Source organism: Lentzea sp. NPDC051208, assembly GCF_040682435.1.
In the GTDB taxonomy this organism is placed as follows: domain Bacteria; phylum Actinomycetota; class Actinomycetes; order Mycobacteriales; family Pseudonocardiaceae; genus Lentzea; species Lentzea kristufekii.
On the sequence record NZ_JBFBAW010000003.1, the window covers coordinates 78531 to 103561 of the forward strand.

The window sequence follows — 25031 nt, forward strand, 5'->3', positions numbered from 1 at the left end:
TGCCGGTGAGGCCTCGCCTGCTGGCTCGGTTGATGTACCGCATGAACCTGACCGCGAAGCACCCGGTGACCGGGCGGGTTCGGATGGAGTACCGGAACTGCTCGCGGTGTCTGGGTAGCGGGTGGTTCCGCAAGACGGAGAAACGGCCGCTCTGCTCCTGGTGCAAGGCGCTCGCCAAGAAGCTCGCTCAGAGCTGATCCACAACTGAACAAACAGCGTTGGTGTGTGTCGCGCGGAAACAGTCCAAAGTCTTGGCGGGCCTTGACTGTTCCCGGCGACGTACACCGACTCGAACGACCCTGAAATCGTTGGGACACAAGGAGATTCGAGTCATGCATAGGGTATCTGCGCGCACCTGGGGTGCGTCAAGTCGACAGGACCGGTTCGCCGTGATGGTGGAGCGTTTGCAGGCTGTCGACACCTACACGGTGATGGTTGACGGCGGCGGATTGGTCAGCCTCGAACTCACTCAGGCTCAGGCCGAAGGGTTCGAGTGCCTGACGTGCAAGCGCTTGTGTGGCAACGGGTTGAGCGCCTTCAAGCCGGTGGGGTTCATTCCGAGCACGGGCATGGTGTTCCGTTGCGTCTCGTGCCTGGACGGTGCGGCATGAGCGGGACGAAGTGGGTCGATCCGGCTCCGTTCGAGGGCGCTCGGCCGCGTTTCCCTTGGTGGATCTGGCTGCCTCGGTGGGCGAAGGTTGTTGCGGCACCGTTTGTGCTGGCTGGGTTCGCCGTGTGGCTCGGCGTCCGCCTGGTGCTCGTCGTCGTGCGGTACCCGGTCGTGGCCGGCTTGGTCGTCGTCGGGCTCGCGGCCTATCGGGAGTTCGGGCTCTCGCCGCTCGTGCTGGCGCTGCTCACGCTCGTTGCCGGACTGCTGATCTGGTTCGGGCTTCATCGGCCGTCTTTCCTCCGGCACTGCTGGTACCGCGTCGTCACTGAGTGGCGGCGGGCCACCGTCTACGTGCCGAAATGGCGGACGGTCATGCGGCTGGCGGACCTCGCCAAGGAACACAAAGGCAAGGAGTACCGGCCTGAGCTGCGGCGCGTCCGGGCTGAGGGCTGGCGGGACAAGGTCCGGGTGCGGATGATCCCGGCGCAGGCTCCGGAGCAGTGGGAAGCGCGTCGGGACAACCTGGCGCACTCGTTCAACGCTCGGTCCTGCCGGGTGCGCGTGTTGAAGCCTCGGCTGCTCGAACTCGACTTCATCCACGCTGACCCGCTCGCCCGGCCGGTGAGCGTTCCTCGGCTCGACGACTCCGCGGAAGTGGACCTGAAGCGGCTGGTCATCGGGGTCACGGAGACCGGTCGGCCGTGGCGGCTGAAGCTCCTCGGCTCACAGGTCCTCGTTGTCGGTGTGCCTGGTGCAGGCAAGGGCTCGGTGCTCTGGTCGATCGTCTGGCAGCTCGCCCCCGCGATTCGCGCCGGCCTGGTTCGCCTCGTCGGCATCGATCCCAAGGGCGGGATGGAACTTGGCCAGTGCCCGGACGCCTTCGACAAGGTCGTCTACGACAACGGGCCGGACGCTGTCGAGCTGCTCGAAGAGATCGCGGCGGAGGTCAAGGCTCGTGCTTCGCGGTACCGGGGCGTTCGTCGGCTGTGGACGCGTACCGCTGGTGAGCCGTTCACGGTCCTGGTGGTCGACGAACTGGCGGACCTGATCGCCTACCAGCAGGACAAGCAACTCCGGGAACGCGCTGCCCGTGCAGTGCAGACGATCAGCTCACAGGGACGGGCTCCCGGTGTGGCCACGGTGGCGCTGGTGCAGGACCCCCGCAAGGAAGTCGTGAGCTTCCGGCACCTGTTCACGACTCGCGTGGCGCTGCGCCTCGACGAGCCGATCCAGGTGGACATGGTCCTAGGCGACGGTGTCCGGCAACGCGGCGCGGCTGCTCACGAGATCAGCGAGAACACGCCCGGCGTCGCCTGGCTCAAGGAGGACGGGCAGCGCGAACCGGACCGGGCTCGAGCCTTCCACGTGACGGACGCGGACCTGGTTGAGCTCGGGCTGTTCCTCGCCCCGGCGACCGTCCACGAGTTCCCGGCAAGCCACGACCAGAGGGAGGCGGCATGAGCACGAACGTCACCACGTTTCCCGGCGATGTTGCGGGCCAGACGCGCGCGGAACGGATGAGGCAGCCTGCCGCGCTGGACGTCACCAAGGCTGCCGCTGAGCAGCACGGCGTATGCGTCCGGCCGTTCACGATGGAAGTCGAAGACCACGAGTCCTACGAAATCCGCTACGTCGCGGTTCCGTGCGGCTCGACGGTCGAGAGCGTCTGCAAGCCCTGCGCCAAGAAAGCCAAGGCCTTGCGGATGGCTCAGTGCCGCGAGGGATGGCACATGGAGGTGGAGCCCGACTTCACCCCGGAACCGCCCACAAAGGACCAGACAGAGCTGTTGGAGTACCGCGCTGACCTCATGAAGGCCTTCAAGGAGGAGGGCAACTCGGCTGAGGCGGACGAGCTGCGGGAGGAGATCCACAGCGTCGACGAAGAACTTCGGCAACTCGGCGTCCGTGGTCGCCTGCCCTCGCCGGACGATCCCGGCAAGCGGCCTGTGAAGCGCTCGACGAAGCGTCGGCAGGATGCGCCGGACCTACCTCGGCGGCGTGTAGAGAAGCGGACGGTTGGACGGGAGTTCGCGGGAGCCTTCCGTCCCTCGATGTTCGTGACGCTCACCCTCGACACCTACGGCAAGGTGCGCGACGACGGCACGCCTGTGGACCCGGACAGCTACGACTACCGCCGTGCGGCAAGGGATGCTGTGCACTTCGCGTCACTCGTTGACCGGTGGTGGCAGAACCTTCGGCGGGTCGCTGGCTGGGACGTGCAGTACTTCGCCACGGTTGAGCCTCAGAAACGCGCTGCTCCGCACCTGCACGCGGCACTCCGCGGTTCGATCCCTCACGAGGTGATTCGCCTGGTCACGGCGGCTACCTATCACCAGGTGTGGTGGCCCAACCACGACGAACGGGTCTACGTGGACCGGCTGCCGGTCTGGGACTTCAACGCCAAGGCGTTCATCGACCCGGACACGAGAGAGGCCTTGACCACCTGGGAAGACGCGGAGGTCGAGGAACCGGCGCACGTCGCGAGGTTCGGACACCAGGTGCATTCCAAGGGCATCCTCGGCGGCTCCGAAGAAGCCGGACGACACATCGGCTACCTGACGAAGTACCTCACGAAATCCATCGGTGAGGTGGTCGAGCAGGACACCGAACGGCAACGCCGGCATGCGGACCGTCTGGCCGACGAGCTGGCCGTCACACCCTGCTCGGACCGGTGCGCGAACTGGCTTCTCTACGGCGTCCAGCCTCGCGGAGCGAACTCCCGGATGAGCCCAGGACGGTGCAAGGGGAGGGCTCACCGCAGGGCCACGCTCGGACTGCCTGGGCGGCGGGTTCTGGTGTCCCGCAACTGGTCCGGGAAGACGCTCGCGGACCACAAGGCCGACCGGAAGCGCTTCGTGCTCCAGGCGCTCAAGGCCGTGGGGATCGAGAAGCCGGAGAAGGACCCGGCTCGGCTCGTCTGGCACAAGGTGCGGCCTGGTGATCCGAACGTGCCGCCACGGGCGCATCTGCTCATGCATGCGATCGCTCAACGCGTGACGTGGAAGGCCGAGTACGACCGCGCATTGCTCGCGGCTGGGCCTCCAGATCTTTCGGCAACTGCGGCCTGATCAACCAAGGGGGAAGACATGAACGACATCGCGTATCGCGTTGAGGAAGTCGCTCGGGCCCTTCGGGTGGGGCGGACGAAGGTGTTCGACTTGATCAGGGCTGGTGAGCTGGTGTCCGTCAAGATCGGCGGGAGTCGTCGGGTTCCGGCTTCGTCGGTGCAGGCGTACCTGTCTCGCCTGATCTCGGAGGCTGCGTGATGGCCGGGGGCAAGCGGTCCAACGGTGAGGGCTCCGTCTACCAGCGCAAAGACGGGATGTGGATCGGCGCGGCCTACGTGCTCACCACGACCGGGCATCGCAAGCGCGTCACTGTTTCGGCAACCACGGAGTCGGAGGCCTGGAAGAAGCTCCGGAAGAAGATCGCCGACTCCGATGCCGGCATCCCGGTAGCTGCGGAGACGTGGACGCTGGAGAGCTATCTCAAGTACTGGCTGTCCACTGTGGCCGCGACGAAGAGACCTCGGACGGTCGAGGGGTACGGCGTGGTCGTGCGGCGGCACCTGGTGCCCAACCTCGGGGCGAAGAAGCTCCACCGGTTGTCGGCGCAGGACGTCCGGACCTTCATCACGCGGCTCCGGAACGACTGCCGGTGCTGCGCGGAGAAGATTGACGCCAACCGGCCGAAGGATGCTCGGCGTTGCTGCGCCAAGGGGAAGTGCTGCAAGACGGTTCTCTCCGACCGGACCATTCAGCAGATCCACGCTGTTCTGCGGAATGCGCTGGCGCACGCAATGCGGGAGGAGGTCGTGCCGCGCAACGTCGCCAGGCTCGTTCAGGTCAGGTCGCCTAGGTATGACGTGAATCGAGGCCTGGCCGCTGATCAGGCAAAGGCGCTCCTCAGGGCGGCGGAGAACGATCGACTGAAGGCGCTGTATGTCCTGGCGCTCTACCTCGGAATGCGACGGGGTGAACTGCTCGGCCTGAGGTGGAAGGACATCGACTGGGACGGGTGGGACGAGCCCTGCGTGGAACACGGGGACGACTTCTGCGAAGACTGCGCAGAGCAGCACGCACCGACGTTGCAGATCCGCCAGACACTTCAGCGGGTCGGCACGAAGCTCGTGTTCGTCCCGCCGAAGACAGACCGGTCAGAGCGGGTCATGCCGCTGCCGCTGCTTGTCGCCTGGGCGCTCGTCGACCACTGGGACCTCCAGGACGACGAAGCGGAGGCAGCTGGCGACAGGTGGGAGGAGTCAGGGTTGATCTTCACGACGATCCTCGGCGGGCCGATCGATCCGACATACCTCCGATCGAGCTGGTACCCGATCCGGAACCGCGCTGGCCTCGATGGCGTGCGCTTCCACGACATCCGGCATTCATGCGTGACGCTGCTGCTCAGGCTTGGCGTACCGCCGCACATCGTCCGGGACATCGTCGGCCACTCGAACATCGAAGTGACGATGATGATCTACGCCGCCGTCTCTCTTGAAGACAAGCGGGAGGCCCTGAAACGGCTCACCGACGAACTGAGTTGAGAGGCGCTGCTAGGCGAGTAGATCAACTGCACGTAGGAAGATCTCGCCTGTTTGAGACGCATGCTGACGCTTCCGCGCCAAAAGATCAGGAAACGCGATTCGACCTTCGAGTGCCATCGTCAGGTCGGAGCCATCCATCAGCAACAAGGTCGGCCTTCCGCCCTGCCCGCTCAGGTGCAGGGCGTTTGGCTGAAAACCGGTCATCGACAGGAAGAGGCCAAGCGTGTTGTCAAGCTTGCGCTGCACCTTCCCGGCAAACGCGTCAAGATCGCTAAGTGGAGTCAATTCCTGTCGCCATTTAGCTTCGAGTAGGTATTCATTGCTCTGGAAAGTGAAGGCGCCATCAATCTGCTCGCCCTGGATCCGAAAAGAGCCCTTGGCGTCAATGTCGTACAGTGCAAAGAGATCATTCAGCAGTTTCTCAAGGGAGTATCCGCGCTTCTGCCGATCCTCGCTCATGATCGAGTAGAAGAGCAGCTTCAGCTCTTCCAGCTTGTCTGCGATAGCTCGGGCGTTCTCAACGCGAGCTTGCTCGGCCTCGCGTCGTCGCTGAGCTTCAGCCTGCTCGCTTCGCAGTAGTCGATAGGGCTCGATCTGCTTGCGTAGAGAGTTGAGCGCCTCGACGGCATCATCGTACTTCTTCTTGCCGTCACTGAGTCGCTTCAAATGACTGGGGTCTTCAACGTCCGCCACTGTCAAGATCAGATTCAGAAGCAGGTCGAAGTACTTGTGCTGATCGGATGCCAGCGTGTCGACGAGCTGAGCGACGATGGTCCGCTTGTACGCAGTCCAGTCGAGGCGCGCAACGAGTGTGCGATCCCCAAGGGAGGCGTTAAGGAAAGCTCGCAGATCGTCCTTGTACCAGTAGGTCAGCCGCAACGCCTCCTTTAGAGGGTGCAGAACCGCCGGGTTGATTCGCTGGCTCGACGACATCGCGACATAGTACTGCATGATTGGCCCACTAGAAATGAGCTGCGTGTCCAGTTGTGCGACCACTCGCTAAAGGAGTCCGAGCAATGCGGATCGAGCAGCCCGACGCCGAGCCAGCGAATGTCGATGATGATCTACGCGGCCGTCTCCCTTGAGGACAAGCGGGAGGCTTTGAAGCGGCTCACGGACGAGCTGGGCTGAGGTCGTTGCTACACCCGTTGCTACACCAGAGGGGGTGTGACCAGGCTCAACGGCCGGTCACACCCCCTCTGAACTGCGGAAGCGGAGGGATTTGAACCCCCGGACGGTTGCCCGTCTCCCGCTTTCAAGGCGGGTGCATTCGGCCGCTCTGCCACGCTTCCACGACGCCAGAGGCGTCGGCACAAAGCCTAGCCGTTCGTCTCCCGCAGGTGTGTCATGACCCGGTCGAACACCTTGGCCAGCACCTCGCCCTCCTCGGGCGTGATCAGGTCGACGATGTGCTCACGCACGCCGCGCAGGTGCGTCGGGGCGGCTGAGACGAGCTGCGTCATGCCCTTCGGCGTGAGTTCGGCCAGCACGCCGCGGCCGTCCTCCGTGCACTCGCGGCGGGACACCAGGCCTGCCTTCTCCATGCGCGCGACCTGGTGTGAGACGCGCGACTTCGAGGAGGCGACGTCCTCGGCGAGCTGGGTCATCCGCATGCGCTGGTTCGGCTGTTCGGACAGGCGCACGAGGATTTCGTAGTCCGCCAGTGACACTCCGTGGGTGTCCTGGAGCTCTCGGTGCAGGCGGTCCATGAGCATGGAGGAACCGTTCACGTAGGTGCGCCATGCGCGCATCTCGCCCTCGTCGAGCCAGTGCGGCTCCTGCTCACTTGGTGTCACGGGAACAAGGTTAGTCCTGAGCATGACGATCCAGTCATTGCTCTGGAAAACGTGGCGATCGGAAGGCAGACTCCTGCGCCGTACACGCGCGTTAACCAAGCCTTGAAAGGCTCCATCCATGAGTTCGTTCAGACGGCTTTCCGTTCTGGCGATCACCGCCGCCGCGGCCACTGTCATCAGCGCTACCGGGCCTGCCCAGGCCGATGTCCAGTCACTGCGCGGTCGGGGCACGGTTGACGTGCGCCTGATCGGCATCAACGACCTGCACGGCAACCTCGAGCCGCCGACGGGGTCGTCCGGGCGCGTCATCCTGCCGGACGGCACGACCGTCGACGCCGGTGGTGCCGCGTTCAACGCCACGCACATCAAGAACCTCCAGAAGGAGGTCAGGAACTCCGTCATCGTCGGGCAGGGCGACCTGATCGGCGGGTCGCCGCTCGTGTCCGCGTTGTTCCACGACGAGCCGACGATCGAGGTGCTCAACGAGGTCGGCATGGACGCGACCGCGGCGGGCAACCACGAGTTCGACGAGGGCTACGAGGAGCTCCTGCGGATCCAGCGCGGTGGGTGCCACCCGGTGGACGGCTGCCAGTTCCGCGACGAGTACAAGGGTGCGAAGTTCCCGATCCTCGGTGCGAACGTCACGCACGCGAAGTCCGGACTGCCGGCTCTGCCGCCGTTCTGGGTGGAGATCCGCGACGGGATGCCGATCGGCTTCATCGGCATGCCGCTCAAGGACGTGCCGATCCTGGTCGACCCGAACGGCATCAAGGACATCAAGTTCGGTGACGAGGTCAAGGCGGCCAACAAGTACGCCAACCTCCTCGACGCGATCGGCGTCAAGTCGATCGTCCTGCTCGTGCACCAGGGCGACCAGGTGACGTCGACCGGTGGCGGGCCCAACGCGTGCAACGTGTCGCCGGAGAACCCCGGCAGCTACATCGCCACCAACGTCAGCCCGAAGATCGACGCGGTCTTCTCCGGCCACAGCCACCAGCACTACAACTGCGTGGTCAAGGACCCGGCCGGCAACCCGCGGCCGTTCATCGAGGGCCTGGCGTTCGGGCGCGAACTCAGCGTCGTCGACCTGAAGATCGACCGCCGGACGCGCGACGTCGTCCGCGGCGAGACGAAGGCCGACAACAAGATCGTCACGCGCACGGTCACGCCGGACCCGGTGATCCAGTCCGTGATCGACCTGGCCAAGACGAAGTCCGGCCCGATCGCGAGCAGGCGGATCGGCACGATCGCCAAGGACATCGTCAAGGCGCAGAACCCCGCCGGTGAGTCCCCGCTGGGCAACCTGATCGCCGACTCGCAGCTCGAGGCCACCAAGAGCAACGGCGCGGTGCTCGCGCTGATGAACCCGGGCGGCGTCCGGGTCGACCTCACCTACGCCAGCGCGAAGGGTGAAGGCGACGGCGTCGTCACCTACGAGGAAGCGTTCACCGTGCAGCCGTTCAGCAACATCCTGCAGACGGTCACGCTGACCGGCGCGCAGATCAAGAACGCACTGGAGCAGCAGTTCGTCCCCGGCAAGACCACGGTGCTGCAGCCCTCCGCGGGCTTCACGTACAGCTGGTCGCTGTCCGCGCCGATTGGTTCGAAGGTCTCGGGCATCACGCTCAACGGAACCCCTGTCGACCCGGCCGCGAACTACCGCGTGACGATCAACAGCTTCCTGCAGGGCGGTGGTGACGGTTTCAGCGAGTTCACCAAGGGCACGAACGTCACCGGTGGTGGCATCGACCTGGACGCGTTCTCCGCGTACCTGACGGCGCACCCGAACCAGGCGCCTCCCGCGCTCGGCCGCATCGCGCAGCTGCCGTAGCCGCAGATCGCAGGTGAAGGCCATCTCGGCGACCTGGGTCGCCGAGATGGCCTTTTTCGTGTGACGCGTTGCTCCATTTGATCTAGGGTGAGGGCCGATGTCGTGGTTGCGTCGGTTCCTGCTGCTCGCCGGTCTGGTGACCGGTGCCTGGCTGCTGGGCGGCGCAGGTGAGGCGAACGCCGACGTCCGGGTCGAGATCGACCAGCTCGAGATCGAGGTGCAGCTCCCCGTCGTCGACGTCGGCCTCAAGATCGACACCACACCACCGAGGCAGCCCGACGCGCCCGTCCCGCCGAAGCCGGCACCGCGCGTCGAGGTCCCCGAAGCCGTACCCGAGCCGCCGCAGACCCCGGCAGTGGAAGCGCCCGCGCAGGCCGAGGTGCGCCGGCAGCACGCATCGCCGGAACCGCCGCCGTCGTCAACGACGACTCCCGCGAACGCCGTGCCGGTGCCCCGGCAACCGCAACCGCAACCGCAGGCCGAGCAGCCGATCCCCGGCACGCTCCCGCAGAGCGGCGCGGGGGCGTCGGCGGGCAGTCCCCAGATTCCGGCGGGCACGTTGCCGCACGCGATGCGGCCGCCCACCACCACAGCGGCTCTCGTCAGCACCGAACAGCAGGACGTGCCGCGCATCGTGCGCGCGGAGGAGCCGACGTTCTCCCCTGACTGATCCCCAAGTGCCGCACGCAGCACAGGGATCCGTCACTTTCCAGGGAGAACAGTCATGCGCAAGAACCTCAACCGCACCATGTCCGCCGCCCTCCTGACGGGTGGCCTGATCGTCGCGACCGCCGGCTGGGCTCAGGCCGTCCCGGTGCCGCTCGACGTCGACGAAGAGGTCCGCGTCGGCAACATCGTCAGCGCCCCGGTCAAGGTCTGCGGCAACGCGATCAACGTGCTCGGCACCAGCGACGCCACGTGCGACGAGAAGCCCGCCCCGCGCACCCAGGCCGACAAGGCGCTCGTCTCCGCGCCCGTCACGGTCTGCGGCAACTCGATCGGCGTCGCGGGCGGCGGCAACGGCAGCTGCGGCCAGACGAAGCCCGAGGAGCCCAGCGGCACCGTCGAGGCCCCCGTGACCGTCTGCGGCACCGCGGCGGGCGTGCTCGGCACGGCGAGCGGCGACTGCGGCAAGACCGAGACCCCCGAACAGCCCGAGCAGCCGGGCGAGAACCCGGAGCAGCCGGAGCAGCCGGGTGAGAACCCCGAGCAGCCCGGCGAGAACCCGGGCAACGAGAACCCCGGCAACGGCAACCCCGGCGGCGGCGACAACTCCGGCAGCGGCACCACGGGCGACGACTCCGGCGCCGGCACCCCGCAGACCGGCGACAAGGCCTCGCAGCACGCCTCGGCGATCATCCCGAGCCTGTCGAAGACCGGCGCCGACCCGCTCGAGTTCCTGCTGGCCGGTCTCGGACTGATGACCGCGGGCGTGATCGCCCGCCGCGGCGCGCGCCGCACCACGAAGGCCTGATCAAATATCCGATCGTTTTTCCCAATCGCCCGGCGAGAGATTCTTCTCGCCGGGCGATTGCTGTCTGCACTGTCGATCTCCGCAGGTCACCCGTCTGACTTCACCAATTCAGGTTTGGTGTGAAGTGTTGAGAAATGCGGCGATCAAGCGCATAGTCGATAACGAGCTGGCAACCGGCAGGTGAATGAACGAGACCGCCCGGAGGCCACGCCCAGAAGGGGTAGGTGGTGCTGTGCAGGTATCTCCTCGCTGTGGCGAAACGCGGTTTGTCGCATCCCCGCGAGCGGATCGGACGTGAACGGTCCGAGCGCGACTGCGTAGCGACGGACACGAGGTTTCGGGTGCCCAGGCGCCATCAGGCGTCGCTCGGTGCACTTCGACGCTGTTGAGCTCGGCTTCGGTGTCGTCTCATGGCGTCACCGGCTGAGCGCCACGCCAACCTTCGTGGGCCGTAGTCGTCACTTCCAAATGGGAAAGCCTCGGTGCGGTGCCCCGACGTCGGGCTCCGCACCAAGGCATGTTTCGTGCTTTATCGTTTGCGGCACCCATGGGGTCCTTGGCAGGAGGATGCGGTGCAGTTCAACGAAGGCGCGGAACTCGACACTTCTCAGGTTTCGGACCAACGAGGCTCAGGCGGCAGGGTCGCGGGCGTCGGTGGTGGCCTCGGCGTGGTCGGCCTGATCATCTACTTCCTGTTCCAGCAGTTCACCGGCATCCAGCTGCCCGCGGGCGGGCTGGACGGCCTGGGCAACAACACCCAGGTCGAGTCCGGCCAGCTGCTCGACAAGTGCAAGACGGGAGCCGACGCGAACCGCGACGACGACTGCAGGGTCCTGGCCACGATCAACTCGATCCAGGCCTTCTGGACCGACCAGTTCGCCCGCTCGGGCAACACCTACCAGGTCACCAAGACCAACTTCTTCCGCAACAGCGTGAACACCCGCTGCGGCAACGCCACCTCCGCGGTCGGCCCGTTCTACTGCCCCGCGGACTCCCAGGTGTACATCGACCTGGACTTCTTCAACGAGCTGCGCACCAAGTTCGGTGCGACCGGCGGCCCGTTCGTCGAGGCCTACGTGCTCGCCCACGAGTACGGCCACCACGTGCAGAACCTGCTCGGCACGTCCGACCGGGTCGGCCGGGAGACCGGTCCCACCTCGGGTTCGGTGCGCCTCGAACTGCAGGCCGACTGCTACGCGGGCGCCTGGGGCAAGGCCGCGACGACCGTCCCGTCGGCCAACGGTCAGCCCCTGATCTCGAACATCACCCAGGAAGACGTGGACGCCGCCCTCGACGCGGCGGCGCGCATCGGTGACGACTTCATCCAGAGCGAGCTCGGTGGCGGGCGGGTCGACACGACCAAGTTCAGCCACGGCAGCTCGGAGCAGCGGAAGAAGTGGTTCACGACCGGCTTGCAGACGGGCGACCCGGCCCGCTGCAACACGTTCGACACGAACAACCTGGGCTGACGCGGAGCAGCCCGTTCCAGCCGGAAGGGCCCTGGCCCAGGCGGTCGCGAGAGCGCTACCGCCCGGGCCAGGCGAGATCAGCGGCGTGCCACGGCCAGCAACCGGTGGCTGCCGACCTCGAACGCACCGCCGTCGGTGTCGCCGAACAGCTCGACCGACGAGAACCCGGCGCCGTTCAGCATCCGGGTCAGCTCACCGGCCGTGTAGACGTGCTGCACGCAGACCGACCGCTGAGTCCGCTCACCACCGGTGAACGTGAAGTCGATCAGCAGTCGCGCCGTCGCCACGTCGTAGGTGTTGACGGCGACCATGTCGACGCCGCCCGCGGACATCCGGATCTCTCCCGGCAACGAGGGCAGCAGGGCCTCGGCCGCGCAGCCGTAGTCGATGACCAGCACCGGCGCCGCGGCGGCCAGGTCGGCCAGGAACCGCTGCGAACCGGCGTGGTCGAGGTAGCCGAAGCTGTTGCCCAGGCACACGGCCAGATCGGCCGTTACGCCGAACGAGCCGAGCGACGCCAGGTCGCCCTGCCGCCAGTCGAGTGAGGGAGCCAGCGCGCGGGCGTGCGCGATGGCCTCGTCCGAGATGTCGATGCCGGTGACCGCGTAGCCGCGGCGGGCCAGTTCGATGCTGTGCCTGCCGCTGCCGCACGGCGCGTCCAGCACCCGTGGGCCGGCGTCGAGGCCGACGAGGAAGTCGACCTCGGCCGAGGTCTGCGAAGGCTGGACCGCACCGCGCCAGAAGCCGTTGGCGAGATCGGTGAAGAAAGAGGTGTACCAAGTCAAGGTGGTGCTCCTGGTGATCGCGAGAAACAGAACGCGGGAGTCACCGGGTACTGCGAAGGCACCCGGTGTGTCCGGGGCTGCCCATGGCATCGACCTTGTCTCTGAGAACGCCTGAAGGCACCACTCAACCACGCCGGCCGCGGAAGCGGACAGCGAATTTACTGCTGGGTCCGCGGTGTGGAGAAGCGGATCATGTTGCCCGACGGGTCGCGGAACGCGCAGTCGCGCACGCCGTAGAACTGGTCGATCGGCTCCTGCATCACCTCGGCCCCGGCCGCACGCACCTGCTCGAACTTCGCGTCCACGTCGTCGAGCTCGAAGATGACGCCGTGCAACGATCCCTTGGCCAGCAACGCCTGCAGCGTCTCGTAGTCCGTCGGCGGGACGGGCGGCCCGATGCGCGCCAGGCCGATCTCGACGTCGGGCTGCTCGGCGGGCCCGACGGTGAGCCAGCGGTAACCGTCCTCGATGGTGGCGTCCGTGCGGACTTCGAGCCCGACGACGTCGCGGTAGAACTTCAGCGCGATGTCCTGGTCGTGCACGAAGAGGAACGTGTGCGAAAGCTTCATGGGCGAAACCCTAGGCACGTGGTGAACGCGTCGCTTCTCGAAATCTGCTCGGTCGCGTCAAGCCCATCAAGTGGCATCCCGGCACCCCGGCCAGCGCGTCGTGAGCGCGCGCCCGGTAGGCCGACGGCGTCTCGCCGACCAGTTCGGTGAACCGCGCGGAGAACGAGCCGAGCGAGGTGCAACCGACCTCGACGCACACCTCGGTCACGGACATCGTTCCCAGGCGCAGCAACGCCTTGGCCCGCTCGATCCGCCGGGTCATCAGGTAGCCGTACGGGGTCTCGCCGTACGCCACGCGGAACTGGCGGGCGAAGTGCGACGGCGACATCAGCGCGGCACGGGCCATCGCGGGCACGTCCAGCGGCCGCGCGTACTCGCGGTCCATCAGGTCACGTGCCCGGCGCAGGTGCGCGAGGTCCTCCGGCGTCACGCGGACCAGCATGCCACCGCCGTGAGCGCAGAGGAGTCCCCGCGATGCTCACGCTTTCCGAACGTCATCGGTTGCCCGCCCGGAAGAAGATCTCGGGCACCTTTTCGTCATCTTTTGGTCCCTTCCACGCGCTCTCGAAACCGGTGTACTTTCCGAACGTCCTACCGGTGCGTGCGGGGGCTCTGACATCGGCGGACGTCATGAACACCGGGGGACTCGGGGGATCCGTTGCTCGGCAGATCCGCATTCAAGATCGGCGCTTTGACCGCGGTCGCAGCGCTGGTTTTCAGCTCGTCCGCTGCTTTCGCGCAGGACGACCCGACCAGCATCCCACCGGCGCGCACGGAGACGACGACTACACCGCCGCCGACCTCGCAGCCCGCCCCGCCACCGCCTGCCCCTGACCAGAAGCCGCAGGCGGAGCAGAAGAACGGCATCTCCGGCGTCCTGTACGGCGACAAGAACCGCAACGGCGAGCTGGACCCCGGCGAGGCCGTCCAGGGCGAGGTCAGCGTCTTCGGCGGCGACACCAGGCACACGACGACGAGCGCTGCGGACGGCACGTTCGCCTTCCAGGGCCTCGCGCCGGGCACCTACTGGGCGACCTACGTGCTGAAGGACGGCTGGGTCGTGCACCACGCCCAGGCAGCCGGGGACGAGGTCGTGGTCGCCGCGGGCACGACCACCGAGGTGGCGGTGCGTGCCGAGCGGCCCTACTCGGAACAGCTCAGGGCGACCGCAACGCTCGACCGCGGTAGCTACGAGTACCCGGCGTTCGCGAAGATCAAAATCACTCTCACCAACACGACCGACCGCACGATCAGTGCCATCCAAGCCGGGTGCAATCGCCCGAATCGAGGGAACACGCTCGGCAACGGCGGTCCTGAGTGGCACGTGTTCAACACGCACGGCGTGACGCTGGCGGCCGGTGAGCAGTACACGGTCGCCATCACCGAGAGGATCAGGGAGGACGCCCTCGCCGCGGGCGTCGTCACGCTCGACTGCGACTTCGCACCGAACGCCGCGTGGATCACCGACGGTCCATCGGTGCACGCCGAGGCGAAGGTGACGGGTCGCATGGGCCACACGATGATCTTCGGCGAGGACGGGAACGCCGACCAGCGCATCGACGCGGACGAGGTCGTCAGCGGTGCGAAGGTAGTCCTGCTGGACCCGCGCAACGGTGCCCGTGTCACCGAGCGCACCAGCGACTCGGACGGCAAGGTCGAGTTCACCGGGCTGAAGGCCGGTGACTACCGCGCAGTGCTCCTCGGGCCGTGGGGGTTCACCGACGACAGCCAGCAACTGGTGCGCGTGACCGCTCAGGGCGGCACCACCACCAAGTTCCTCAAACGCGGGGCGCCCGCATCTCTTGCCGCGACGATGAAGTTCGACAAGCCGCGCTACGAGTCGCACGAGTCGGTGCGCGTGCACCTGACCATCACGAACAACGGCGGTCAGACCGCTGAGCGCGTCAAGGTGATCGACGCGTTCTACGACGTGACCACCACCGCCGAGCAGTGGGGCGAGGTCGGGCAAGAGGGGCCAGGCGCCCGGATACCGGCCGGGGAGTCCCGGACCTACAGCGTCACCGGCACGATCCACAACTTCCAGGACGGCAAGCTGACGGTGTGGGCCTCGGTCGAGCACATCGGCGCGGCGGACCTCCCGGCGAGCGTCAGCGCCGAGGCCGAGGTCGTGCAGACCACCGGTGACGTCAGCGGGGTCGTCTACGTCGACAGGAACCACAACAGGCAGCAGGATCCCGGCGAGGCCGCCGCGGAGACCGTCGTGGAGGCCAACGGCGGCGCGCCGTACGGCTACTTCAGGACCACGACGGACGCCGACGGCCGCTACTCGTTCGAGAACATCCCTTCCGGCGACTACCTCATCGGCTACACGCTCGCCGGCGGGTGGATCGTTCACGCCGAGAGCAACGCGCCGCAGGTCCGGGTGCGGCCAGGGCCGGCGATCCAGGTCACCGCGCGTGCGGAACGCCCGTACACCGAGGTGCTCAAGGCGGCGATGGTGCTCGACAAGCCGGACTACGCGGCCGGGGACGACGTCAAGATCGCGATCACGCTGTCGAACAAGGCCACCTACGAGGTCGGCAACGTCCAGGCCGCCTGCGACAGGGAAGGCAACACCTGGCCGGTGTCCGCCGGATGGGGCGACCTGCGCGAGCCGGGGCTGACGCTCGGGCCCGGTGAGACGAAGACGATCACCGTCGCGGAGAAGGTGCCCGCGGAGCTGTCCGGGATGAACCGGGTGGCCGTGCACTGCGGGTTCGCGCCTTGGGTCAGGGCGAACGCCGAGGACGTGGCGATCGGCTACGACTGGGCCGCAATCCCCGGTGGGGTCGGCACTCTGAGGGGCACGATCCTGCACGACAAGAACCACAACTACTGGGTCGACCCCGGAGAGCCGCTCCAGAACACCGGAGTCCGGCTGATGACCGACCGCGAGTACGGCGGCATCGTCGCCGAGACCGTCACGGACACCGACGGGTACATGTTCTTCGAGCAGGTGCCGCTCGGCACCTACTGGTTGCAGGTGGACGGACCGTGGCAGTTCGAGGTTCCGATCACCGCCAAGGTCGACGTCACCGCGGAAGGGGACGGCTTCCACCTCCTGTACGTGGTGCCCGGTCCGCCTGCCGTGCCACCAGCCGAAGACAGCGGCCAGGGTGGCGGTGAAGGGGAAACCGGCGGTGCGCTCGCCAAGACCGGAGCCAGCGTGCTCGGGCTCGGTGTGCTCGCCGCGCTGCTCGTGGCGTTCGGCATCGGCGCCAGGATGATCGGCCGCCGCCGGACCACCTAGCGGCCCGGTGTCGCGCACGCCACCGTCCAGAGTGGATTGTTGATGTTGTAGATCTCTTTCCAGCGGACACTTCGTCAGGTACCTTCCCAACGTCTGCTGGGCGCGTGCGGGGGCTCTGACGCCGGTGGACCACACCACTACCGGGGTTCTTGGGGGATTTTCTTTGTCCGAGAGATCGGTCAGCCGTGCCCTGCTCAAAATCGGGGCCTTGACCACCGCTGTCGTCCTGGCGTTCGGCGGAGCCACCACCGGTGCGCTCGCACAGGAGCCGGAGACGCCCACGTCGAGCGTCGAGGTGACGCCGACGAGTGAGCCGAGCACGCCACCGTCCACAACGGACCCGGCGCCGCCGTCGACGACCGAGCCCGCACCGCCGTCGACCACCGACCCGGCGGCGCCGTCCACGACGCAGCCCGGTGAACCGGCCACGCCGCCGAGCACCGAGCAGCCCGCGCCCAGCACGCCGGCGGAGACGTCCAACGCTCCGGCGCAGCCGACCAAGGCCGAGCAGAACGCCGCGGCCGAGCTGCCGGACCTGAAGGTCGCCGCGTCGATCGACAAGACGCACTACCAGTCGCACGAGTCCGTGAAGGTCAAGGTCACCGTCACGAACCAGAGCGCGTTCCCGGCCGAGCGCGTCCGGGCGAGTGCCTGGGGGATCCAGGTCGCGTACGGCTCCTGGGGCAGCCTCGAGTACCCCGGCACGACCTTCGCACCGGGCGAGTCGCGCACGGTCGAGGTGGCCGGAGGCATCACCCAGCTGGTCGGCGACAAGCTCGACCTCACCGTCTTCGTGACGTCAGAGGCGGGCGACGCCCACAGCAACGACAACTTCGTCACCTTCCGGCCGACCGTCACCCGGACCGTGGGCAACGTGAGCGGCCTGGTCTTCGCGGACGTGAACCGCAACGGCCTGCCCGACGCCGGTGAGTCGCTCGGAAGCTCGAACGTCAGCATCTACGGCGGCAGCCCTGTCGCCGAGCACCGCACGACGACGGACGCGAACGGCCGGTACACCTTCACCGGAGTTCCGTCCGGCACGTACTACCGGCCGTACTACGAACTTCCCGGCGGCTGGATGGTGCACACCCAGCCCGGCCAGGAGTCGATCACGGTCGTGCCGGACCAGACGACCGAGGTGATCAGCCCCGCCGAGCGCCCGTACTCGGAGATGCTGACCGCGAGCGCGTCGCTCGACAGGACGACGTACGCCTACCCGGCCACCGCGAAGATCACGGTGACGCTCACCAACACGAGCGAGTACGCGATCAGCAAGATCCAGGCGGGGTGCAACCGCGTCGGCGACAGCAACCACTTCGGCTTCGGTCCCGAGTGGGACGCGACCTTCGGCCCCGGCGTCGACCTGGCGGCCGGTGAGACGAAGACCTTCGTGATCAACGAGGCCGTTCCCGAGGGAGCAGCCCAGGCGGGCGAGGTCTGGCTGGCCTGCGACTTCCAGCCGAACCCCGGGTACAACGCCGACGGCCCCCACGTCGGCGTCAAGGCGAGCGTGACCGGCGGCAAGGGCCGCTACACGATGCACCTCACCGACGACAAGAACAAGAACTGGACGACCGACCCCGGAGAGGCCGTCGCGAACCTCAAGATCATCCTGGTCGACCGGGTGACGGGCGACAAGGTCGCCGAGGGCGTGAGCAACGAGTCCGGCCAGCTGGACTTCGTCGACGTGCCGGTCGGCACCTACCGGGCCGTGATCCTCGGCCCGTGGGCGTTCGACGGTCCGGCTGAGGCAGACCAGGTGCAGGTCGTCGGCTGGGGCACCAGCGTGTTCACCGGCCTGAAGCCGGGACCCGGCTTCGCGGAGCTGCGTGCCACGCTGAAGCTGGACAAGGCGAGCTACGAGTCGCAGGAGACCGTGAAGCTCTCGCTGACCGTGTCGAACGTCGGTGGCCGCCTCGCTGAGCGCGTCCGCCTGTCCCACTCTCCGGAATCGATGGACATCCCGTCCGCTGAGTGGGGCGACTTCGGGCCGCTCGGTCCCGGTGTCCAGATCTTCGCCGGCGAGTCCCGCACGTTCGAGGTCTCGGGCACGATCCGCGCCGCCAGGGACGGCAAGCTGTCGGTCCGGGGATTCGTCAGCTACCTCGGCGCGCCGACTCCCTCCAGCACCACCTTCGAAGCCACCGCTGAGGTCGTGCAGACCGTGGGCGCGATCTCCGGTGTCGCCTACGCGGACAAGAACGGCAACAAGCAGCAGGACGCCGGCGAGGCAGTCGAGGGCGTCGTGGTGGAGGCTCGCGCCACCCAGCCCGGCTACTTCAAGACCACCACGCTCGCCGACGGCAGTTTCGGCTTCTCCGACCTGCCGTCGGGCGACTACTACCTGGTCTACGCCTTCCCCGGTGGCTGGGTCGTGCACAGCGACGGCAGCAACCCCGCCGTCCGCGTGCAGCCCGGCGCCCCTGCCCAGGTGGTGGCGCGCGGCGAGCGACCGTACGACGAGTCGCTCAGCGCGAAGGTGACCCTGGACCAGGACGTCTACCAGCCCGGCGAGGCAGCCAAGATCTCGATCACCCTGACCAACCGGGGTCAGCACGAGATCAGCGGCATCGTCGCCGCCTGCAACGGGGCGGGCAGCAGCAACGAGCTCGGTGCCTCGACCAAGCCCGGCCACGGCTGGGGTGACCTGTTCGGTCCCGGCGTCACGGTCGGTGCCGGCGAGACCAAGACGTTCGTGGCCATCGAGGCGGTGCCGCAGGGAGCACTGGAGCTGGGCACCGTAATCGTGGGCTGCAGGTTCGCGCCGGATGCGATCAACAACTTCGACGCACCCTTCGCGTGGGACACGGCGCGCGTGCCCGGCGGGTTCGGCTCGGTCAGCGGTGAGCTCTTCGTCGACCGCGACGGCGACTACCGGCCCGACGCGGGCGAGACGATCGGCAACACCCGGATCGTGCTGCGCGACCGCGAGCTCGGTGTGGACGTCGCCGAGACGTTCTCCGACGACAAGGGGCACGTGCACTTCGACAAGGTGCCCGCCGGTGACTTCTGGGCCTGGGTCGACGGACCTTGGAAGTTCGAGGGTGAGTACGGCGGCCACGTGCAGGTCTTCGCGGGCAGCGAGTCGAGGAACGACTTCCTCGTCGTCGCGGACCCGAGGCCTGTGACCGAGGACGCCCCGAAGCCCGCCCCGGCGGTTGCGGCCGGTGGCTCCGGCTCCGGTGGTACCGATGACGCGCTGGCCAAGACCGGTGCGTCCGTGCTGGGCCTCGGCCTGCTCGGCGCGCTGCTCGTGGCCTTCGGCTTCGGCGCCAGCCTGATCGGACGCCGCCGCCAGGTCGCCTGACCGAACAAGTCGGGACAGCAGGCCCGGTGCTCACGCTGAGCACCGGGCCTGCTGTCGTCAGCGCCACACCCTGTCGTCCCGAGTGGAGTGTTAGCGTCGCGAACCATCGGGTACTGGGGGTGACATGACGGTCTGGGAAGCAATCGCGGTGGTCATCGCGGGTGTGTTCGCAGGCGGCATCAACACCGTCGTGGGCAGTGGCACCCTCGTGACGTTCCCGGTGCTGCTCGCCGTCGGCTATCCGCCCGTGGTGGCGAACGTGTCCAACAGCCTCGGTCTCGTGCCCGGCTCGCTGTCGGGCGCGTGGGGCTACCGCGAGGAGCTCAAGGGGCAGTCGGACCGCATCAAGCGCCTGCTGCCCGCGTCGATCCTCGGCGGCATCCTCGGCGCGATCCTGCTGGTCACGCTGCCGGACAAGGCGTTCACCGCGATCGTGCCGGTCCTGATCGTGATCGCGCTGGTCCTCGTGCTCATCCAGCCGTGGCTCAACCGCAAGCTCGCGCACCGCCGCAACGACAACGATGGCGGCGTGCTGCTGTGGTTCGGCGTCTTCGCCGCCGGCATCTACGGCGGCTACTTCGGTGCCGCGCAGGGCGTGCTGGTCATGGGCATCATGGGCGTGCTCGTCAGCGAGCACCTGCAGCGGATGAACGCGCTGAAGAACGTGCTCACCGCGTTCGTGAACCTCGTCGCCGGGGTCCTGTTCATCTTCATCGCCGACGTGGCGTGGCTGGTCGTGCTGCTGCTGGCCGTCGGGTCCGTGGTCGGTGGCCAGATCGGCGCCAAGATCGGCCGCAAACTCCCACCCGCCGTGTTGCGCGGCGTCATCGTGGTGGTGGGAGTCGCGGCGATCGTTCAGCTGCTCATGAAGTGAAGGCGCGAGCCGCTGCCAGGAACGCGTCGTTCTCGTCCGGCTCTCCGATGGTCACGCGGGCACCCTCGCCCACGAACGCGCGCACGACGACCTTGTGCGTCAGGCAGTGCTCGTTGAACGCGCCCGTGCGCTCGCCCAGCGGCAGCCACACGAAGTTCGCCTGGGTCTCCGGCACCTCGAAGCCCATGGCCAGCAGTTCGCCGCGCACGCGACCCCGCTCCGCCACGATCGCGCGGCAGCGGACCATCAGCTCGTCCTCGGCGTCCAGCGAGGCCATCGCGGCCACCTGCGCCAGCGCGTTCACCGAGAACGGCACGTACACCTTGCGCAGCACGTCGGCGACGACCGGCGGCGCGACCGCGTAGCCGATCCGCAGGCCCGCGAGGCCGTACGCCTTCGAGAACGTCCGCAGCACGGCGACGTTGTTGTGGCCCGCGGCCCACTGCTGCTTCGCGAGCTCGACGCCGTCCGGGACGTGGGCGTCGTCCACGAACTCCTTGTAGGCCTCGTCGAGCACGACGAGCACGTCGCGGGGGACTCGGGCGATGAACGCCTCGATCTCCTCGGTGCGCAGCGCGGTGCCGGTCGGGTTGTTCGGGTTGCAGACGAAGACCATCCGCGTGTTCGGCGTGATCGCCGCGAGCATCGCGTCGAGGTCGTGCGTGTGCTCGGAGTTCAGCGGCACGCGGATCTGCCGGGCGCCCGCGACGTGGGAGACGATCGGGTAGGCCTCGAACGACCTCCACGCGAACAGCACCTCGTCGCCCTCGGCGCAGGTGGCCTGGACGAGCTGCTGGCACAGGGTCACCGAGCCGCAGCCGATCGCCAGGTGGTCGGCGGGGACGCCGAGTTTGTCGGCCAGCCGCCCGGTGAGTTCGACGGCGCCCGAATCGGGGTACCTGTTGATGCTGGTGGCCGCTTCGGCGATCGCTTTGACGACGCTGGGAAGCGGTCCGGCCGACACCTCGTTGCTCGCGAGCTTGATGGCGCCGGGGATGGTCCTGCCAGGCACGTAGGACGGCAGGGACGCCAGGTCAGCACGGGTTCGCACGGTCATGGACCCGATCCTCGCATTGCTCCGTCCGATTGGTCACGTTGACTGGAGTTCACCCCCTCGTGGAAGGGTGGGAATCATGACCACTACCCGCACCGAGACGCTTTCCCTCACCGACGGCCGTGAGCTGCGGGTGACCATCGCCGAACCCGACTCCGCCGTGCGGGGCGGACTCGTGGTGCTGCACGAGGCCCGCGGCATCACCGCAGGTGTGCGCACGCTCGTCAGCAGCCTCGCCGACGAGGGCTGGCTCGCGATCGCGCCACACCTCTACGACGCGGACCGGGTGCACGGCGACGACATCAAGGACCAGGTCAGCAAGCTCAACGGCGACCGGCTGCTCGCGGACACCGACGTCGCGTTCGTCTGGCTGGGCCAGCAGGGGGTGAGCGCCGACCGGATGGGTGTCGTCGGCTTCGACATCGGCGGCACCGTCGCCATGGTGGTCGCCGCCAGCCGCACGATCGGCGCGGCCGTCACGGTGCAGGCGCCTGGCATCCTCGAGCCCCTCTCGGACGGCCTGCCCGCGCTGGTCGACGTCGCCGCCGACCTCACGTGCCCGTGGCTCGGAATCTTCAGCGACGACGACTCGGAAGAAGTGAGCAAGCTTCGTGATGCTGTGATCAGCTCCGAAACCGCGTCCGATCTGGTTCGTTTCAACGTTTCGAGTGACGAAGCGTGGGTTCGTGCGTTGAACTGGTTCGACGCTCACATGAGGTAAGGGTCTTTACGGCGGATTGGAACCGAACCGTCCTCCAGGTACATCTAAGGAGTGCTTCGGACGGCCGACTGGGTGTAGCTGCGCGTAACACCCAGTGCTGCGGTGACGAGTTAGCAGTGCAGGGGGTTACTAGGGATGGCTGAAGGCACTGGGACAGGTACCGGGACGACGGGCACGGCAACGGCGGGCACCGTGCCGCCGGTGGAACCACCAGCGGTGACACCGGAGGTCACGACGTCGACCACCGTGCCGATCACGGCTGAGCAGCTGGCGGCGGCGAAGCCTGTTCTCCAGCAGCAGATGCTCACGGACAAGGCGGAGGCGAGCCACGCCGCGGCCAAGCTCGACCAGGCGGCGGACAGCGGGAAGCTGACGCTCGACGTCGACGCCGCCGACGCGTTGATCAAGGCCGTCGATGCGGCCCGGGACCAGGTGATGGACCTGTGGAAGCGCGCCACCGACCAGCTGGCCACACCGCTGCAGCTGGGGGAGAACCCGGTCGCCAAGGCGATCAGCGCGCGGTTCGCCGACCTGGCCGTGGGTGAGGACTCGGGTGCCGCGAAGGCGTTGCTGGACCTCTTCAAGGTCCTCGACGACATCGGCAACGCCCTGCGCCGCAACCGCGACACCATTCGCGACGCCGACGAAGAGGCCGAGAAGTCGATGAAGAACGCCGGGGGGTCCTGGTGAGCTACGGATCGCACGACAACAAGGGCAACGGAGACAAGGACGGCAAGTCGTCGCACGACGACGACAAGTACGACCGCAGCAACCTGCACGAGCCGTTCGACTGGATGACGTACAGCCACGAGGCGTTGTACAAAATGGTGCACACGGGCGTGAACCTCGAGGGTGCCCAGGCCGCCGCCACGAACTGGCAGAAGATCGGCGAGGACATCGCCGGCGTGCGCACGAGCCTGCTCAAGGCCGTCGAGGACTCGTCGGTCGGCTGGGACAGCGAGTCCGCCCGGCTCGCCCGTGGCGGTCTGACCGAGGTGACCAACTGGGTCGACGACACCGCGACCTACGCGACCAAGGTCGCGGAAGCGATCAAGACCGAGACCAGCAACGTCGAAGCCGCGCGTGCCGCGATGCCGCCGCCTCCCAAGGCGCCCGAACCGCCGGTGGCCGCGGAGACGACGCTGCCCAGGCCGGTGTTGCAGGACAGGCTGCGGACGGTCGACCAGATCGACGGGTTCGGGGTCGAGAGCCTGCGGGAACCGCGGCTGATCGCGCAGCCGCAGACCGAGTTCGCCGGCTTCGAGACCATCGGCAGCAGCCCTGTCGACACCCTCGCGGCCAACGACGCCTCGCACCGCCTCGCGGCGGACGTGATGGCGGCGTTCCAGCGCAACTCGGCCGCGGTCGACCAGACCGTGCCCGCGCAGTTCACGCCTCCCGTCAACCCGATCAACCCGACCCCGATCGGCGGTGACCTCACCGGCCGCACGCCGACAGCGCCCCCGGACGGCGGCGCGGGCGGTGGCGCGGCTGCTCCCGTCACGACCGGCACGCAGAACCAGAACCGCGGCAACACGAACACGTCCTCGCGCTTCGGCGGCGGAGGTGCCGGTGGCCGTGGTGGCGCCGGTGGGTTCGGCGGCTTCGGCGGCGGCATGGCGCGTCCGTTCGGCACCGGCGGCAACCAGGGTGCCGCTGCCGCGGGTGGTGGCGGCGCCGGTGGCGCATCCGCCGGTGGCGCGGCCGGTGTGAGCGAGGGCTCGCGCGGTGGTGGCGCCGGTGGCGCGGCGGCGGCGGCCTCGGCCGCACCCGGCAACACGACCAAGGCGTTCCAGAACCCGCTCGCGATGGGCGGCGCGCCGATGGCCGGTGCCCCCGCGGCGGCCGGCGGCCAGAACGACTCCAAGGAACACAAGACCGCGAGCTACCTGGAAGAGGACGACAACGTCTTCGGCCTGGACCGCAAGGCGGCCCCGCCGGTGATCGGTCAGTGATCGAACGCCAGTACACGGTGAGCTCCCAGGAGTTCTTCCTGCTGTGGCAGGCCGTGCACGGCGAGGACCGCGTCGTGCCGCTCGGCACGCCCCACTTCGGGGCCACCCGAGCGGCGCGGCAGCGTCTCGTCGAAGAGAGCTCGCGGACGTTGCAGGCTCGCCGGCTGGGCACGATCCAGCGCCCCGATCCTGATCTGAGGGCGTTGGTCAGCGGTCTCGGCGAGTTCGACCGCGCGTTGGAGATCGCGTACTTCAAGGGCACGGAACTGGCCCGCGGCATCGCGTGCGCTGGCTGGGGCGGTGTCTTCGCCGCCCGCGTGAACGGCGAGGTGCACCTGTACCCGTTCCGCCCGACGTCGCTGGCCTCCGCCACGGTGTCGTCGTTGCCAGGCCTCGCGCCGGGCAACGGCCGCGCCGTGAACGTGCGCTGGGACGACTACGTGCGCGCGGGCAAGGCAGGCGAACAGGACGGCAAGCAGGCGTTCCTGGACGTCCTTCGCGACGCGGGCATCCGCGAGCCGGAGGCGCACAACCTGATGCGGATCGTCACGTCCCGCATCGGCGGCGGCGAGCTGGGCCTGACCGCGCGCAACCGCGACGGCGTACCCCGCCCGACCGGCCGATCGGTGCAGTGGCTCGACACCCGCGAGGGGCGCTACCTCCTGCGCAGGCAGGACGGCTGGCTGGTGCTGGCCCCGGCCGACGCCGCCCGCCTGACCAGCGCGGTAGACGAGTTGATCGCGGCGGGATAGTTCCACACCGGTGGGCGACCGCAAGTCCGCCAATCACACAT

Annotated in this window: 23 protein-coding genes and 1 tRNA gene; 17 read left to right on the plus strand and 7 right to left on the minus strand. The window is 67.9% G+C overall.

The genetic code is table 11. From position 1 onward, the window contains the following. The first annotated feature begins 5 nt into the window (after positions 1-5). From AB0M48_RS07590 to AB0M48_RS07615, 6 genes are all read left to right on the plus strand, one after another. Positions 6-197, plus strand: a complete 192-nt coding sequence (locus tag AB0M48_RS07590; RefSeq protein WP_363836805.1) for a hypothetical protein — start codon at positions 6-8, stop codon at positions 195-197. A gap of 111 nt (positions 198-308) precedes the next feature. Next, a complete protein-coding gene (locus AB0M48_RS07595; RefSeq protein ID WP_363836807.1) occupies positions 309-611 on the plus strand; it encodes a hypothetical protein in 303 nt (100 codons plus the stop codon). A gap of 104 nt (positions 612-715) precedes the next feature. Next, complete coding sequence (locus tag AB0M48_RS07600; protein WP_363836809.1) at positions 716-2071, plus strand: FtsK/SpoIIIE domain-containing protein; 1356 nt, start codon at positions 716-718, stop codon at positions 2069-2071. After that, entirely contained in the window at positions 2068-3678 is a 1611-nt protein-coding gene (locus tag AB0M48_RS07605; protein WP_363836811.1) for a replication initiator, read from the plus strand. Before AB0M48_RS07600 ends, AB0M48_RS07605 begins: the two co-directional genes overlap by 4 nt. Positions 3679-3696: 18 nt before the next feature. Next, a complete protein-coding gene (locus tag AB0M48_RS07610) occupies positions 3697-3876 on the plus strand; it encodes a helix-turn-helix domain-containing protein (RefSeq protein ID WP_363836813.1) in 180 nt (59 codons plus the stop codon). Beyond that, the gene (locus AB0M48_RS07615) at positions 3876-5153 is read left to right on the plus strand and encodes a tyrosine-type recombinase/integrase (RefSeq protein WP_363836815.1); all 1278 of its coding nucleotides are present in this window, start codon (positions 3876-3878) and stop codon (positions 5151-5153) included. The genes AB0M48_RS07610 and AB0M48_RS07615 overlap by 1 nt, the downstream gene beginning before the upstream one ends. 9 nt (positions 5154-5162) lie before the next feature. Here the strand turns inward: AB0M48_RS07615 and AB0M48_RS07620 are convergent, their stop codons facing one another. From AB0M48_RS07620 to AB0M48_RS07630, 3 genes are all read right to left on the minus strand, one after another. Continuing rightward, entirely contained in the window at positions 5163-6104 is a 942-nt protein-coding gene (locus tag AB0M48_RS07620) for a hypothetical protein (RefSeq protein ID WP_363836818.1), read from the minus strand. 256 nt (positions 6105-6360) lie between these two features. After that, positions 6361-6445: transfer RNA gene (locus tag AB0M48_RS07625), tRNA-Ser, on the minus strand. Positions 6446-6472: 27 nt separating this feature from the next. Beyond that, positions 6473-6904: a MarR family transcriptional regulator gene (locus AB0M48_RS07630; protein ID WP_363838305.1), complete on the minus strand. Its 432-nt coding sequence runs from the start codon at positions 6902-6904 to the stop codon at positions 6473-6475. Between the two features lie 163 nt (positions 6905-7067). Here AB0M48_RS07630 and AB0M48_RS07635 point away from each other — a divergent pair, with 163 nt between their 5' ends. From AB0M48_RS07635 to AB0M48_RS07650, 4 genes are all read left to right on the plus strand, one after another. Further along, complete coding sequence (locus tag AB0M48_RS07635; RefSeq protein ID WP_363836820.1) at positions 7068-8780, plus strand: bifunctional metallophosphatase/5'-nucleotidase; 1713 nt, start codon at positions 7068-7070, stop codon at positions 8778-8780. A gap of 97 nt (positions 8781-8877) precedes the next feature. Next, positions 8878-9450, plus strand: a complete 573-nt coding sequence (locus AB0M48_RS07640) for a hypothetical protein (protein ID WP_363836822.1) — start codon at positions 8878-8880, stop codon at positions 9448-9450. A gap of 54 nt (positions 9451-9504) precedes the next feature. Further along, positions 9505-10254, plus strand: coding sequence for a hypothetical protein (locus tag AB0M48_RS07645; protein WP_363836824.1), 750 nt, complete (start codon positions 9505-9507; stop codon positions 10252-10254). A gap of 572 nt (positions 10255-10826) precedes the next feature. After that, positions 10827-11723, plus strand: a complete 897-nt coding sequence (locus AB0M48_RS07650; protein WP_363836826.1) for a neutral zinc metallopeptidase — start codon at positions 10827-10829, stop codon at positions 11721-11723. Between the two features lie 77 nt (positions 11724-11800). On the opposite strand, the gene AB0M48_RS07655 is transcribed toward AB0M48_RS07650, so the two are convergent. From AB0M48_RS07655 to AB0M48_RS07665, 3 genes are all read right to left on the minus strand, one after another. Next, positions 11801-12508, minus strand: coding sequence for a class I SAM-dependent methyltransferase (locus AB0M48_RS07655; RefSeq protein WP_363836828.1), 708 nt, complete (start codon positions 12506-12508; stop codon positions 11801-11803). Positions 12509-12666: 158 nt separating this feature from the next. Then, complete coding sequence (locus AB0M48_RS07660; protein WP_363836831.1) at positions 12667-13077, minus strand: VOC family protein; 411 nt, start codon at positions 13075-13077, stop codon at positions 12667-12669. Between the two features lie 10 nt (positions 13078-13087). After that, a complete protein-coding gene (locus AB0M48_RS07665) occupies positions 13088-13519 on the minus strand; it encodes a helix-turn-helix transcriptional regulator (protein ID WP_363836833.1) in 432 nt (143 codons plus the stop codon). A 249-nt stretch (positions 13520-13768) separates the two neighbouring features. On the opposite strand from AB0M48_RS07665, the gene AB0M48_RS07670 reads away from it, so the two are divergent. The 3 genes from AB0M48_RS07670 to AB0M48_RS07680 all read left to right on the plus strand — a co-directional run bounded on the left by AB0M48_RS07670 (position 13769) and on the right by AB0M48_RS07680 (position 20508). Further along, positions 13769-16327, plus strand: a complete 2559-nt coding sequence (locus tag AB0M48_RS07670) for an SdrD B-like domain-containing protein (protein ID WP_363836836.1) — start codon at positions 13769-13771, stop codon at positions 16325-16327. 208 nt (positions 16328-16535) lie between these two features. After that, positions 16536-19634, plus strand: coding sequence for an SdrD B-like domain-containing protein (locus AB0M48_RS07675; protein WP_363836839.1), 3099 nt, complete (start codon positions 16536-16538; stop codon positions 19632-19634). A 124-nt stretch (positions 19635-19758) separates the two neighbouring features. Next, complete coding sequence (locus AB0M48_RS07680) at positions 19759-20508, plus strand: sulfite exporter TauE/SafE family protein (protein ID WP_030477681.1); 750 nt, start codon at positions 19759-19761, stop codon at positions 20506-20508. On the opposite strand, the gene hisC is transcribed toward AB0M48_RS07680, so the two are convergent. Then, positions 20498-21565: a histidinol-phosphate transaminase gene (gene hisC, locus AB0M48_RS07685; protein ID WP_363836844.1), complete on the minus strand. Its 1068-nt coding sequence runs from the start codon at positions 21563-21565 to the stop codon at positions 20498-20500. The genes AB0M48_RS07680 and hisC overlap by 11 nt on opposite strands. 76 nt (positions 21566-21641) lie before the next feature. Here hisC and AB0M48_RS07690 point away from each other — a divergent pair, with 76 nt between their 5' ends. The 4 genes from AB0M48_RS07690 (at position 21642) to AB0M48_RS07705 (ending at position 24990) form a co-directional block, all read left to right on the plus strand. Next, positions 21642-22283, plus strand: coding sequence for a dienelactone hydrolase family protein (locus AB0M48_RS07690; protein ID WP_266041122.1), 642 nt, complete (start codon positions 21642-21644; stop codon positions 22281-22283). Between the two features lie 135 nt (positions 22284-22418). Continuing rightward, positions 22419-22973 carry a hypothetical protein gene (locus tag AB0M48_RS07695; RefSeq protein WP_363836851.1) on the plus strand — a complete coding sequence of 185 codons (555 nt, stop codon included), beginning with the start codon at positions 22419-22421 and terminating at the stop codon, positions 22971-22973. Then, on the plus strand, positions 22970-24238 hold the full coding sequence (locus AB0M48_RS07700) for a PPE domain-containing protein (protein WP_363836854.1): 1269 nt from the start codon (positions 22970-22972) through the stop codon (positions 24236-24238). Before AB0M48_RS07695 ends, AB0M48_RS07700 begins: the two co-directional genes overlap by 4 nt. Beyond that, entirely contained in the window at positions 24235-24990 is a 756-nt protein-coding gene (locus tag AB0M48_RS07705) for an ESX secretion-associated protein EspG (protein WP_363836856.1), read from the plus strand. Before AB0M48_RS07700 ends, AB0M48_RS07705 begins: the two co-directional genes overlap by 4 nt. Positions 24991-25031: the final 41 nt, after the last annotated feature.

Excerpts from the sequence above, each read along its gene's own strand:
- AB0M48_RS07665 (WP_363836833.1), bottom strand. The coding sequence starts at position 13,519 with ATGCTGGTCCGCGTGACGCCGGAGGACCTCGCGCACCTGCGCCGGGCA.
- AB0M48_RS07620 (WP_363836818.1), bottom strand. The coding sequence starts at position 6,104 with ATGCAGTACTATGTCGCGATGTCGTCGAGCCAGCGAATCAACCCGGCG.
- AB0M48_RS07640 (WP_363836822.1), top strand. The coding sequence starts at position 8,878 with ATGTCGTGGTTGCGTCGGTTCCTGCTGCTCGCCGGTCTGGTGACCGGT.
- AB0M48_RS07690 (WP_266041122.1), top strand. The coding sequence starts at position 21,642 with ATGACCACTACCCGCACCGAGACGCTTTCCCTCACCGACGGCCGTGAG.
- AB0M48_RS07680 (WP_030477681.1), top strand. The coding sequence starts at position 19,759 with ATGACGGTCTGGGAAGCAATCGCGGTGGTCATCGCGGGTGTGTTCGCA.
- AB0M48_RS07695 (WP_363836851.1), top strand. The coding sequence starts at position 22,419 with ATGGCTGAAGGCACTGGGACAGGTACCGGGACGACGGGCACGGCAACG.
- AB0M48_RS07615 (WP_363836815.1), top strand. The coding sequence starts at position 3,876 with ATGGCCGGGGGCAAGCGGTCCAACGGTGAGGGCTCCGTCTACCAGCGC.
- AB0M48_RS07635 (WP_363836820.1), top strand. The coding sequence starts at position 7,068 with ATGAGTTCGTTCAGACGGCTTTCCGTTCTGGCGATCACCGCCGCCGCG.
- AB0M48_RS07630 (WP_363838305.1), bottom strand. The coding sequence starts at position 6,904 with ATGCGCGCATGGCGCACCTACGTGAACGGTTCCTCCATGCTCATGGAC.
- AB0M48_RS07610 (WP_363836813.1), top strand. The coding sequence starts at position 3,697 with ATGAACGACATCGCGTATCGCGTTGAGGAAGTCGCTCGGGCCCTTCGG.
- AB0M48_RS07660 (WP_363836831.1), bottom strand. The coding sequence starts at position 13,077 with ATGAAGCTTTCGCACACGTTCCTCTTCGTGCACGACCAGGACATCGCG.
- AB0M48_RS07605 (WP_363836811.1), top strand. The coding sequence starts at position 2,068 with ATGAGCACGAACGTCACCACGTTTCCCGGCGATGTTGCGGGCCAGACG.
- hisC (WP_363836844.1), bottom strand. The coding sequence starts at position 21,565 with ATGACCGTGCGAACCCGTGCTGACCTGGCGTCCCTGCCGTCCTACGTG.
- AB0M48_RS07645 (WP_363836824.1), top strand. The coding sequence starts at position 9,505 with ATGCGCAAGAACCTCAACCGCACCATGTCCGCCGCCCTCCTGACGGGT.